We start from the raw sequence: 11,588 nt of genomic DNA, 5'->3' as shown, positions 1-11,588 counted from the left end.
TGTTCGTAAGAAAAAGGCCTATAACCGCTGGCCTTTTGATATCCCGATAGATGTCGGACGATCCGGCGGACGGTGGTGACGCCGAGGACCCCGTCAATGCGCCTGAAATGCCCCAGGAGTCATCAGACGAGCGGATGCCAGCCGCAGACGAGCCTGACACCGGATCCGAGCGCCCGGTCGAAACCGACGGCGAAGGTGTTGTCGGTGACCACCATGAACAGGGCGGCGAGCCTGCCTACCCTGACCCCGACGACGACGTCGGTGGCATCTCGACACCACCGGATGACGAGGAGATGCCGCTGGCCGACCACATCGAGGAGATGGTGCTTCGGCTTGCAGTCGTCTTACTGGTTGGTTCGGCCGGGACCGCGATCGGATTGCTGTGGGCCTCACAGGCCATCGAGCACATCTGGCTCAACGTCTTTCCCTACACGGTCGAAGAGGTTCCACCGCCACACATCTATCACCCACTCGAGCTGTGGCTGACCCGGATCAAAGTCTCGGCGCTGCTTGGAATCATGGTGGCGCTGCCGATGTTCGTCTACCAGTGTTACCTGTTCATGAAGCCGGGGCTGTACCCCCACGAGCGAAAGTACTACCTCGCAGCCGTCCCCTCGAGTGTCATCCTTGCGGGACTGGGGATGCTGTTTTCGTATCTGCTCGTGTTGCCGGTGTTGTTCCAGTACTTTACGTTCTATGCCGAAGGGAGCGCAGAGATTGCCTACGCGCTCGGTGAGACGTTCAATCTGGTTATTACGCTGATCGGCTTCCTCGCGATCGTCTTCCAGATCCCGCTGTTCATCATGCTCGCGATCATGATGGGCGTGACGACCCGCCGCTGGCTGGCCCAGAAACGGCTCTACTTCTGGGCTGCCTTCGCGGGGCTGTCGTTCATGTTCACGATGGACCCGACGATGATGGCTCCCATCCTCGTCGCGATCACGATGATTCTGCTGTTCGAGGGGACGTTGCTGATCCTCAAGTGGGTCGGACGGGAGTGATCGGTCACGCTGTCTGACCGGTGTCGTTCCACACTGACACTGTTACCGTACTGGTCAGACACCCACTGCAGCTGTCGTGCGATGTGGTGGACACTGACTCTGCCAACAGAAAACAGTCCGGCTATCGATCGTCCGATTCTGGTCGCGAACCGGTATCCGGCATCTCGTTCGCCGAATCAGCGAACCAGCGTATCGAACAGTTGCTCGAGGCGACTCGTAAACCCGAGCGTCGGCGTTCCAGGGAGATAGACCGGAACGTCGGTCTGGTCGGTCGAGTCGGTATCCGTCGGCTCGGTTGGTTCTATTGCTGTCATACGAATGGCTTCGGTCCTGGCACATTTATATTTTCGCAGATATAATTTTGGAATTATAAACCAACAATTGTTATCGAGAAAGCATCTCGCGGTATGGCTTGTGCTGGGTCGCTGTCTCCCGGCCGGCGTGAACACCTCACAATCGGCGACTCATCCCACAGAACGCCAGACCACGGCGTCGAATTCGTCGCAATCAGTTCCTCCCGGTAGGGCTACTCCTCACCGATGTTCTCGCGTTCGGTGGGAGGCGTACTCGAGGGCGTCCTCGAGTGAGCCGGGGCCGTCGTAGCTGGCTGAAAAGAGATCCATAAACTGGGTGGCGATTCGGTCACAGCGGTCGAACGTGAGGACGGTCCTGATACGAAGCGTCTCGGAGAGGTCGAGCCCGGGATACGTCGTTACGGTCAGCGCGTATCCGGGATGGTCCTCGCCGTCGAGCGACGCTGGTGCGACTTTCAACCGCAAGTCACCTGATTCGTGGCGATACGTCCGATACCGTAGCTCCCGGTCGCTATCGGCCGGCGTGTATGTCCGACACGCTTCTCTGTTCCACGCGGGCGGTGCGTCGGCGTCCATTACCGACCTATACCAACCCGACCCCCACGTCCGTATCGGAATGTGCAATATTCTCGGACGTTGGTCCAGAAACTGCGCTAATGGTGGGTTAGGAATACTGAATCAGACTGTATTTTGGCAAACCGTCGGTTTCCTGCGGCTAAATCCATACGATATCGAAATCGGACTGTCGACCGGTGGCGTCGGAACGCGACTCGACACCGAGCGGCCGTCAAGCGGTGGTCAGCAGCGAGGCCATCACAACGGGTGACATGAGGACGTTGTGGTGGGCGACACCGTCCGGCAGGGCCGTCAGCCGCGCGCCAGAGCGTTAAGGGACTGCCCGTGGGATGCTGTTGTGTGATTAGTATGTCCGTCTCCGATCATTTCCGACGGCTGCAATCGACGAGCGAGCCACGCGAAGGACCCGACACAGACGAGACGCAGTCTCGCATGGAACATACCGTGTCCGCTGCCGTCCGCGGACTCCAAGCTGGGTTCGTCGCGACGCTCATCATGACGGCGTTCCGGCTTCCGATCCTGCGGTCACTGCCGCCGTCGGCGAACTTCTGGGCGCAGTACGTCACTGGCGGTGATCCGGAAGAGCATCCGGTTGCTGGACTCGTTTTACATCTGGCCTACGGGATTCAGGCCGGCGCAGTCTTCGGTGCGCTGTTCGCACTCCAGGATGCAGAACGGTCGATCGAACCCGAACAACGCGGCCTCGTCTGGGGATCCGTCTACGGGATGGCACTGTCGGCGTTTGGCTCCCAGTTCATGTTGAAAGAACTGCTCGATATCCGACTCGACGCTGACGAACTGGCGCTGTTTCATGCCGGTCACCTCGTTTATGGCCTCTCGCTTGGTGCGTGGATTGGCTCTCGAACCGAGGGCGTCGAAGATCCAGACGAAGAGTACGAGTACGGCGACGGCAACTGAACGGTTTTCAGGGCACGCTTTAGCAGTGCAGCGTACTGGGTTATTAATCTGTAACAGGCGTATTACGCAGCCTCGAGTTGAATCATAACAACCCGTAAACCCTGACACCGATGCTGTTTGGGTATGGAACTCGGTGTCGTCCTCGGTGTCATTGCGATCGGCTTCGTCCACGGTGTCTTGCCAGATCATGGCTGGCCCATCGCGGCGACGTACGCACTCAATCGACAGCGCCGCTGGCTGTATGGCTTTCTCGCGGCGTTGATCCTCGGGGTCGGCCATCTCATCAGCAGCGTCGTGCTCGTGCTCGCATACTTCTGGTTCAGCACGTTCGCCGACTTCGCTGATGGCCCGTGGCTCGGCTACGTCGCCGGTGTCCTGTTGATTCTCCTCGGCATCCACGAGTACCGCAGCGGTGGTCACGGACACGGACTCGAGGGTCACGACCACGATGACCATGGCCACGACCACGACGATCACGCTCATCACACTGACGGCGGAACGCAGACAGCACACAGCGACCACCACACAGACGAGCACGGACAGCACACTCACGACCACCATGCACACGACCACCACGACGATCGAGGCGTGCTCGAGCGGCTCCGAAACGCCCTGCCGGGTGGTGGTGGCCACCAGCATCTGACCGAGGAACACGCCGAACGCGGACTGGTCGCTCTCGGAACGACAGCGCTCTTGCTCGGCTTCGCCCACGAGGAGCCGATTCAGATACTGGCGATCTGTAGCGGTGCCGGCACTGGACTCTGCCTTGAGCTAATGCTTATTTACTCGCTTGCAGTGATCGTCGCGATCATCGCCCCAACGCTGCTGTTGATCGCGGGCTATGAACGCCATCAGGCGCGGATTGAGCGCGTGACGCCCTATCTGCCGACGGTCACCGCAGTCGTTCTGATCGGGATGGGACTGGCGTTTATTCTCGGGCTCATCTGAGCCGACTCCGCCAGTATCGATGTCGCCGCGTGGTTAGTGTTCGACTGACTGACGCAGGCTCTTGACGTCTTCCTCGAGTCGCCTCGCGGACTCTACGCGCAACGCTCGGGCGTCACTGGTTGGCACGTACTGGCGGCCGTCGATCTGCATCGAGATCGGATGATAGTCGTCGACGGTAAACCCCATGCGCTCGAGGTAGCTCGCGACGTCGGCCGACTCGAGTCCGTCGTGCATCGCTGCTTCAGCGAGATCACAGGCGACATCGAACTCGGGGAGGACGATGCCATCATCCGTGACATGACCCGTGTTTCTGAGGTCGCTGTCCGCTTCGATTTCGACGTTCGTGTGGTGGAGCTGTTCCATCACCGTCTCGAGTTCGTCTGCCAGTCGGAGCAGTTGGCTCGGCAGTGCTGCATCGGGCGAACGCCACTCGACGGTCGGCATCTCATCGCGCAACCTAACTGGTGTCCAAACAACGTCATCAGTCGAGAACTGTTCTTCAACTGCGCGCTCGTCGATGCCTTCCTCGAGTGCCGCCTGCTTGAACTCATCATAGCGATCCTCGAGGCGGCGATGCCACTCTCCGACGGTGTCGACGTAGTGCCAGAGCTGGCCGTGTTTGGGATACTCCGCGTAACTCTTTTTCCGGTAGCAGTACGCCCTGGCGCTGTTTGCGATCCGTTCGCCGTGGAAATAGGGTGAGGAGTTGACCAGTGCAAGCGCTGCATCCAGCGCGATGAGCGTGTTGAGCTGATCGGTGACGTTTCGCTTCTCGACGTGGATGTGCGTGCCGGCGCAGTACTTCGCGTAGTCGAAGTTCTCACCGACAACTGCCTTCTGGATGCGACCGCGTTCATCTGGCCGTCGGTCGATCGACTCGCAGTTGATCGGCGTTCCCAGTGGGACGAGTCGCTTGTCCACTGCCGCGGCTTTCGACAGGACCTCATCGAGTTGCTCGACAAACGTTGAGCGCAGTTCGTCGATCGTCTCACAGGGAGGTGTTTTCAGCTCGAACAGCGGTTCGACGAACTCCCGTTCGGTCCGTTCGGAGATCTCCGCGAGTTCGCCCGGCGACGTGAGTTCGCCGGCGGTATCGATAACCCAGTACTCGACTTCGATGCTTGTATTCATACTCGAGGGAAGATGTGTGGCTGTCGTCCTGTCTCTGCAGTTGGTCGTGGGCCGATCGCCGTTGTCGACAGCAGCCTATGCTGTTGGATACCGGTCTAGTTGAGGGTGGTTCGTTGAAGTGCCGGTGCCTGCAGCAGCCTGCCCCGTCGCTTCACAGCCGAGCCGACGGCTGGTGTCAACTGGAATCGTCGGGAGTCAGTGTCCACGCCCACGGGAGCGTCTGTCGTCGCCGGCTCACACTGTTTGGACCGCCTGTCGCCGTCTGGTGAGATAGTAGCCAGCAACGATCGGCTGTAATGGGGGGACGAAGAGACTCACGAACGCGACGCCGAGGTAGAACGCCGGATTCGGTCGCCAGCCGTCACCGTAGGTACAGACGTAGGCAGCGTCCTGGTGGATCGCGATTGGGAACGTCCCGAACGCGATTGCGCCGGCCAGTCCGACCGCGGTCAAAAAGAGCCCGGGGAGGACGAGAATCACAGCGATACCCGCTGTAATGGCACCGAAAAGCGTCGCTGTGAGCGAGACAGCGACGACGAACCACCAGCCCGACCATCCTGGTTTCGTCCCGAACCGCTTGTGCCGACGGAAGAGATAGTAGACGCCTGCAGCCGGCGCCCAGATGAGTGCGAACACGGCGTTGAGCCACGGATTCGGTTTCCAGTGACTGCTTGCGCCACCCTGACTTCGAACCCGGCGGGCATCGAGAAAGAGGGCGACAGCGAGCCCAAGCGTCAGAATCGTGTAGCCAAAGCTCCCGACCAGTAAGAGCCCGCGCTCGAGGCCGGGGACACCGGGATCGGCCTCGCGGAGGATCCCGATGAGGCCGACGCCAATCACTGGCGGAAACAGATACAGCAGCCGCTCTGTCATGCGCGCCCAGTCGACAGCGAGGTGGTGTGTCTCGTTCCGACCCATCTGCTAGCGAATGATTTTCGGCGTGGCTGGATACGTCTACCGCTCCAGTGGGTGCCGTCGACGCGACCGAGCTACAGCGCGTTCTTGTACGCCTCGAGCGTGGTCTCGACGTCTGCTTCGGTGTGGTTGTAGCTGACGAACTGACACTCGAACTGGTTTTGTGAGAGGAACACGTCCTGGGCTTTCATCTTGCCCCAGAAGATCCGCCGCCAGCGTTCGGTTTCGGCGTTTTTGACGTCAGCCGAGTTTTTCGGACAGTAGTCGTAGCGCGGACAGGTCGGATTCTGCCGGCAGCCCGTCTTACACTGTTCCTCGAGCGAGTCGGGTCCGGGACCATCGCGGGTGAAGATCACCTTGAACATGCTGTCGGTGCCGGTGACCGTGTAGCTGGGTGCCTGGTCGGCGACGATATCGGTCAGCCCACTTCGAAGCTGCTCTCCGAGGTCGTTGACGTGGTCGTAGACGTCGTTTTCGGCGGCAAACTGCAGGGTCTCGAGGCCGGCAGCCATCGTGACGGGATGGCCGGAGAAGGTGCCAGCCTGGAAGACAGGTCCGGAGGGGGCAAAGCTCTCGATGATCTCGGCGCGGCCACCGATCGCGCCAACGGGGAACCCACCGCCGATGATCTTACCGAACGTCGTCAGATCGGGTGTGACGCCGAGCTCGCTTTGGGCACAGCCGAGGCCGCCGACGCGGAAGCCGGTGATCACTTCGTCGAAGATCAGCAGTGAACCGTGTTCGGCCGTGATCTCTCGGAGGAACTCGTGATAGCCGTCTTCGGGGTGGACGATGCCGTAGTTGGCCAGAATGGGTTCGGTGAGGACTGCGGCGATGTCGTCGCCGTGTTCGTCGAACACCTCGCGTACGGCAGCTTCGTCGTTAAACGGCACTGGCAGGGTGTGCTCGGCAAAAGACTGTGGGACCCCCGCCGAGGAGGGCGCTGGGTTTTCGGCGTCGCCTTCGACGAGCGTCGATTCCTGTGCGCCGTGGTAGCCGCCCTGCATGACGACGATCTTGTTGCGGCCGGTGTACCCGCGAGCGAGGCGAACTGCGGAGACGGTCGCCTCGGTACCCGAGTTCACGAAGCGGATCTTCTCGACGCTCGGGACGTGGCGGACGACGAACTCCGCGAGGTCGACTTCGATTTCCGTCGGCGTGCCGTACATCGGCCCCGCGCTTGCCTGTTTCTGGATCGCTGCCTGTACCTGTTCAGGCAGGCTGTGGCCCAACAGCAGCGGGCCAAGCCCCATCACCCAGTCGATGTAGCGGTTGCCGTCGGCGTCGATAACGTGGCCGCCGTCGCCTTTCTGGACGAAGAAGGGGTAGGGTTCGATCGCCGCTCGAACCGCGGAGTTGACGCCGCCGGGCATCACTGAGAGCGCTCGGTCGTACAGCGCGCGCGAATTTTCGTCGGTCATACGCCACGGTTGGAAACGGGACGGCAAAGTAGTACCGGGGTTCGGCCCACATCGGACGATCGGTACGATTACAAGGGTGCTTTGCTGACCTGTCAGATACTATCGTGCGCTATCGAACGCCGCTTCTGTTCGTCCTTGTCGGTGCAATCTGGGGAACGACGTTCCCAGCCGTTCGCGCCGCGGTCGATGTCGTCCCGCCAGTCCTGTTTGCAGCCCTTCGCTTCGACGCGACGGCACTGCTAATCCTCGGCTACGCTGCGGTACGAGGCTATCGCATCCGTCCAACCCGAGGGGAGTGGGCCAGCATCCTCGCTGGGGGTGTGTTCCTGATCGCGCTCCACCATGCGCTGTTGTTTGCGGGCCAGCAGTACGTCACGAGTGCTGTCGCCGCAGTCGTCGTCGCAACGGTGCCGATCCTGACTGCCGCACTCTCGAGACTCCTGCTCCCGAGCACTGCTCTTGGTGTGGTGGGTGTGTTCGGCCTCGGCCTTGGATTCCTCGGAACGGCAATCGTCGCCAACCCGGATCCGGCGGCGCTGTACACCGCCGAATCACTCGGCGTTGTGCTTATTTTCGCCGCTGCCATCGCGTTCGCACTCGGCGCGGTGCTTACGCAGCGAACCAGAACCGAACTCCCGGTCGCATCACTCCAGGGCTGGATGATGCTCGCCGGTGCGCCGGTGTTACACGCCGCGAGCCTCTCGCTTGGCGAACCCCAGTCGGTCGACTGGACCCCCGCTGCACTGCTGGCGCTTGTCTATCTCGTCCCCATCGCGGGTGGGCTGGGCTATCTGCTGTATTTCGATCTGCTCGATCGAATCGGGTCGGTTGAGATCAACCTCGTCAGCTACCTGTTGCCCGTCTTCGCCGCACTCGTTGGCTGGCTGGCGCTCGACGAAGGCCTCGAGTCGACGACGATCGTCGGATTCCTCGTCGTTGCGGTCGGCTTTGGGCTGGTCAAGCGGCGTGCGCTGGCACGGCTCATCGATTTCTGAACCTGTCCCAGTGTCCTGATCGCGAAAAAAGAACGCCGAAAATCAACACTTGAGAGCTGATGCCGCTCAGACGGCGTCCGGGCCGGTCTTCTCGGTTCGGACCTGGTAGGCGTCCTCGACGGGAATCACGAAGATCTTCCCGTCACCCGGTTCGCCGGTGTTTGCGGCCGTTCCGATCGCGTCGACGACTTCGTCAGCGGGGATGTCGGCGACGACACACTCGATTTTGACCTTCTGGTGGAGGTCGACGGTGTACTCCTCGCCACGCCACTGGCCTTTCTTTGCGGGCTGGGAGCCACGGCCGGAGACGTTCGTGACGGTCAGCGATGGGGCACCGATTTCGGCGAGCGACTGCTTGATCGCACCGAGCCGGTCCGGACGGACGATCGCGGTGACCATCTTGATCTCGCCGTCGTTTGGCTCGCCGCCGTCGGCTCGGATGACGCTGTCGTCATCAGTGTATCCGCCGTCGGTTGCGAGCTCGGGCTTGCCGAACTCGGGGTAGGTGTCGACGCCGTGTTCGGCGATGTCGAGTCCGTCACGCTCGTGGTCGGAGGTGACTCGAGCCTGGCCGACGGCTTTGAACGCACCCCAGACGGCTGCGGTCGCAACGACCGTCCAGATCGTGATGACGGCAACGCCGACGATCTGTGGAACGAACGCGCTGGCTTCAATCGAGAGGATGCCGCCGGCGATGAGGCCACCGCCGATTGCCGTCCCCTCGATCGACCATAGCGGGTAGATGATCAGGCCGAGCATCCCTGCAGTCCCGTGGACCGGGAAGACTGCACAGACGTCGTCGATCTTGAGCGTCTGTTCGACGAATCGGAAGACGATCGGGAGCTGTGCGCCAGCCAGGAAGCCGATCGCGATCGCACCCATTGGCGTGATCAGGTCGGTCGGACCTGTGACGCCCACGAGGCCGGCGAGCATGCCGTTTGCGACGTACAGCGTGTCGACTTTGCCGTTGATCTTGAGTGAGACTGCCGAAGCACCGAGCGCCCCGAGACCCATCCCGAGTGCGGTGACCATTGCGACGCTGCCGACGTAGTCGAAGTCGGCGAGTTCGAACGTGCCCGTGTCGATCACGGTCGCCGCCGTGCCGACGTTGAAGCCGAACCAGCCGAAACAGAGGATCAGCGTGCCGAGCACGGCGAACGTCATCGAGTGACCGGGGATGACGTTCGAACTTCCGTCGTCGTTGTACTTGTCCATCCGTGCCCCGAGGATCCAGGCTGCGGTGAGGCCGGCGACACCACCGACGCCGTGGACGACCATCCCGCCCGCGAAGTCGGCGAAGCCGAAGGCAGCGAGGATCGGTTCGCCACCAGGGGCGTACCAGACCATCGCCGCGACGACGGGGTAGATGACCGCCGCGAGCAGGAACGTGTACGTGACGTATGCGCGGAGTTTCGCACGGCCGGCGACCGCACCGGAGACGATCGTGGCGGCGGTCATCGCGAACACCGCGCTAAAGAGCCACATCACCCAGTCGAACGAGCTCTCGCCGAACATCGTCAGCGGGCTCGACTCGCCGCCACCGAGTGCCGCCCCGACGTTGTTCGAGATCCCCATCCCGATGATGAAGAACACGAAGATGCCGACTCCCCAGGTTAGCATGTTCTTCGTCAGCTGGTTCGCGACGTTCTTTGAGCGGACCTGGCCTGCCTCGAGCATCGCGAACCCGGCGTGCATGAAGAAGATCAGGAAGGTGACCGTCAGCGCCCACATCAGGTTCATCCCCGTCGCAAGCGACTCGAGGTCACTAGCGCTGACCTCGAGGAGCACTGACCCGATCATCGCTGGCCCTCCGTCGATACCGCTTTGTTTTCGCTGCGTTGTAGACGTTTGTCCACGCTCGACTCGTTCGAGATCATGGTTGTCTTCTGAATCACGTTTAAGCTGGATGGAACAACTCCATATAAGGATTAGCGTTGGTGTTCGTCCACTAATCATGGCGTAATAGGGACAAGGAGACAAATCTAGAGGTAATTTAATCTGTATAAGGGTATCTGATCTTGCGCATTTTTTGATCGCTGGTTATATATTTTCAGTTTGTAAACCCGAGAGCGCGAGAACACTCACGGAATCCAAGCAAATACCGTCAGTTTTCGCCTCCGAGTCGCGCCTTTCGACCGCGCGCGGCAGATATTGTCACTGGTATCTTTGGCAGACACCTCGGCTGGACGTTCGTCCGAATGCGAAAAAAGAGCCGATTCGCGGTCAACTGACACCGAACGTGTCAGCTGCGTCCCGTCGTCGCCTCGCTACTGTCCCGCAGTCAGCCCCTGTGCGACGTCTTCGGCGAAGTACGTCAGAATCAGATCCGCACCGGCGCGTTTGATCGAGAGCAACGACTCGTGTGCGACGGCCTCGAGGTCGAGCCAGCCCTTCTCCGCGGCGGCATGAAGCATCGCGTACTCACCGGAGACGTTGTAGGCGGCGATGGGGTGGTCGAACTCCCGGCGGAGGTCGCTCACGATGTCGAGATACGGTAGGGCGGGTTTGACCATCAGAACGTCCGCACCCTGTTCGGCGTCGAGCCGAACCTCGCGCATCGCCTCGCGGGCGTTAGCGGGGTCCATCTGGTAGTGGCGGCGGTTGCCGAACGCGGGCGCGCCGTCGGCGGCATCCCGGAACGGTCCATAAAACGCGCTCTCATACTTTGCCGCGTAGCTCATGATGGGGACGTGTCCGAACCCCTCGCGGTCGAGTCCCTCACGGATGGCCGCAACCATCCCGTCCATCATGCCACTCGGCGCGATCATGTCCGCACCCGCCTCCGCGTGGGAGACGGCGATCCGCTCGAGGCTCTCGAGCGTCTCGTCGTTGTCGACCGTCATCGTTGGCTCGTGGGCACAGCCCTCGCTGTGGTCGTGGCCCGCTTCGCCACGGAGTTCGTCCTCGAGTGACCCACAGTGGCCGTGGTCAGTGTACTCACAGAGACAGGCGTCGGTGATGACGTAGGCGTCGGTTTCAGCAGTGATCCGTCGGGTTGCCTCCTGAACGACGCCGTCATCTGCCCACGCACGCGAGCCCTGGGCGTCTTTTGCGATTGGAATGCCAAACAGCATGACGGCTTCGACACCCGTCTCGAGGATCTCCTCGACGCGGGCGACGCTCTCGTCGATCGGGACTCGCTCGTGGCCGGGCATCGACTCGATCGGAATCCGCTCGTCGGTCGTCGCGTCAATAAACACCGGGGCGATGAGATCTGCAGGCTCGAGGCTCGTCTCGCTGACGAGCCCGCGAACCCCGTCCTGGCGAAGCCGCCGGGGACGATGTGTGAGGTTCATATCGGCGTTACTAACGGCGTGGGCAAAAGCGGTGCGTTCGACGCCGCACGCTCACGACCGTCTCTCTCGGCCC

11 protein-coding genes are annotated in these 11,588 nt (G+C 61.4%); 4 read left to right on the top strand and 7 right to left on the bottom strand.

Going from position 1 to position 11,588, the window contains the following annotated elements; genetic code table 11:
- The first annotated feature begins 50 nt into the window (after positions 1-50).
- The gene (locus tag ACERJA_RS06095; protein WP_373607352.1) at positions 51-1,001 is read left to right on the top strand and encodes a twin-arginine translocase subunit TatC; all 951 of its coding nucleotides are present in this window, start codon (positions 51-53) and stop codon (positions 999-1,001) included.
- Positions 1,002-1,177: 176 nt separating this feature from the next.
- Here ACERJA_RS06095 and ACERJA_RS06090 read toward each other — a convergent pair whose 3' ends face one another.
- Together ACERJA_RS06090 and ACERJA_RS06085 are read right to left on the bottom strand one after the other, a co-directional pair.
- Positions 1,178-1,315, bottom strand: coding sequence for a hypothetical protein (locus ACERJA_RS06090; protein ID WP_373607351.1), 138 nt, complete (start codon positions 1,313-1,315; stop codon positions 1,178-1,180).
- A 219-nt stretch (positions 1,316-1,534) separates the two neighbouring features.
- The gene (locus ACERJA_RS06085) at positions 1,535-1,891 is read right to left on the bottom strand and encodes a hypothetical protein (protein ID WP_373607350.1); all 357 of its coding nucleotides are present in this window, start codon (positions 1,889-1,891) and stop codon (positions 1,535-1,537) included.
- A gap of 348 nt (positions 1,892-2,239) precedes the next feature.
- Here ACERJA_RS06085 and ACERJA_RS06080 point away from each other — a divergent pair, with 348 nt between their 5' ends.
- Together ACERJA_RS06080 and ACERJA_RS06075 are read left to right on the top strand one after the other, a co-directional pair.
- Positions 2,240-2,809, top strand: a complete 570-nt coding sequence (locus ACERJA_RS06080) for a DUF6789 family protein (RefSeq protein ID WP_373607349.1) — start codon at positions 2,240-2,242, stop codon at positions 2,807-2,809.
- Between the two features lie 123 nt (positions 2,810-2,932).
- On the top strand, positions 2,933-3,757 hold the full coding sequence (locus ACERJA_RS06075) for an ABC transporter permease (RefSeq protein ID WP_373607348.1): 825 nt from the start codon (positions 2,933-2,935) through the stop codon (positions 3,755-3,757).
- Positions 3,758-3,790: 33 nt separating this feature from the next.
- Here the strand turns inward: ACERJA_RS06075 and ACERJA_RS06070 are convergent, their stop codons facing one another.
- From ACERJA_RS06070 to ACERJA_RS06060, 3 genes are all read right to left on the bottom strand, one after another.
- Positions 3,791-4,888 carry a glutamate-cysteine ligase family protein gene (locus tag ACERJA_RS06070; protein ID WP_373607347.1) on the bottom strand — a complete coding sequence of 366 codons (1,098 nt, stop codon included), beginning with the start codon at positions 4,886-4,888 and terminating at the stop codon, positions 3,791-3,793.
- A gap of 234 nt (positions 4,889-5,122) precedes the next feature.
- On the bottom strand, positions 5,123-5,806 hold the full coding sequence (locus ACERJA_RS06065; RefSeq protein WP_373607346.1) for a hypothetical protein: 684 nt from the start codon (positions 5,804-5,806) through the stop codon (positions 5,123-5,125).
- Between the two features lie 71 nt (positions 5,807-5,877).
- The gene (locus ACERJA_RS06060; RefSeq protein ID WP_373607345.1) at positions 5,878-7,224 is read right to left on the bottom strand and encodes a glutamate-1-semialdehyde 2,1-aminomutase; all 1,347 of its coding nucleotides are present in this window, start codon (positions 7,222-7,224) and stop codon (positions 5,878-5,880) included.
- 104 nt (positions 7,225-7,328) lie between these two features.
- On the opposite strand from ACERJA_RS06060, the gene ACERJA_RS06055 reads away from it, so the two are divergent.
- Complete coding sequence (locus tag ACERJA_RS06055) at positions 7,329-8,219, top strand: DMT family transporter (protein WP_373607344.1); 891 nt, start codon at positions 7,329-7,331, stop codon at positions 8,217-8,219.
- A gap of 66 nt (positions 8,220-8,285) precedes the next feature.
- Here ACERJA_RS06055 and ACERJA_RS06050 read toward each other — a convergent pair whose 3' ends face one another.
- Together ACERJA_RS06050 and hemB are read right to left on the bottom strand one after the other, a co-directional pair.
- Complete coding sequence (locus ACERJA_RS06050; RefSeq protein ID WP_373607343.1) at positions 8,286-10,019, bottom strand: ammonium transporter; 1,734 nt, start codon at positions 10,017-10,019, stop codon at positions 8,286-8,288.
- A 467-nt stretch (positions 10,020-10,486) separates the two neighbouring features.
- Complete coding sequence (hemB, locus tag ACERJA_RS06045; protein WP_373607342.1) at positions 10,487-11,515, bottom strand: porphobilinogen synthase; 1,029 nt, start codon at positions 11,513-11,515, stop codon at positions 10,487-10,489.
- Between the last annotated feature and the right edge of the window lie 73 nt (positions 11,516-11,588).

Origin of the sequence: Natronorubrum sp. A-ect3, from assembly GCF_041821125.1 — an archaeon.
Classification (GTDB): Archaea; Halobacteriota; Halobacteria; order Halobacteriales; family Natrialbaceae; genus Natronorubrum; species Natronorubrum bangense.
The sequence above is the reverse complement of the archived record's forward strand: the minus strand, read 5'-3'. Positions and strand labels throughout refer to the sequence as shown.

Excerpts from the sequence above, each read along its gene's own strand:
- ACERJA_RS06095 (WP_373607352.1), top strand. The coding sequence starts at position 51 with ATGTCGGACGATCCGGCGGACGGTGGTGACGCCGAGGACCCCGTCAAT.
- ACERJA_RS06060 (WP_373607345.1), bottom strand. The coding sequence starts at position 7,224 with ATGACCGACGAAAATTCGCGCGCGCTGTACGACCGAGCGCTCTCAGTG.
- hemB (WP_373607342.1), bottom strand. The coding sequence starts at position 11,515 with ATGAACCTCACACATCGTCCCCGGCGGCTTCGCCAGGACGGGGTTCGC.
- ACERJA_RS06085 (WP_373607350.1), bottom strand. The coding sequence starts at position 1,891 with ATGGACGCCGACGCACCGCCCGCGTGGAACAGAGAAGCGTGTCGGACA.
- ACERJA_RS06065 (WP_373607346.1), bottom strand. The coding sequence starts at position 5,806 with ATGGGTCGGAACGAGACACACCACCTCGCTGTCGACTGGGCGCGCATG.
- ACERJA_RS06080 (WP_373607349.1), top strand. The coding sequence starts at position 2,240 with ATGTCCGTCTCCGATCATTTCCGACGGCTGCAATCGACGAGCGAGCCA.
- ACERJA_RS06050 (WP_373607343.1), bottom strand. The coding sequence starts at position 10,019 with ATGATCGGGTCAGTGCTCCTCGAGGTCAGCGCTAGTGACCTCGAGTCG.
- ACERJA_RS06090 (WP_373607351.1), bottom strand. The coding sequence starts at position 1,315 with ATGACAGCAATAGAACCAACCGAGCCGACGGATACCGACTCGACCGAC.
- ACERJA_RS06075 (WP_373607348.1), top strand. The coding sequence starts at position 2,933 with ATGGAACTCGGTGTCGTCCTCGGTGTCATTGCGATCGGCTTCGTCCAC.
- ACERJA_RS06070 (WP_373607347.1), bottom strand. The coding sequence starts at position 4,888 with ATGAATACAAGCATCGAAGTCGAGTACTGGGTTATCGATACCGCCGGC.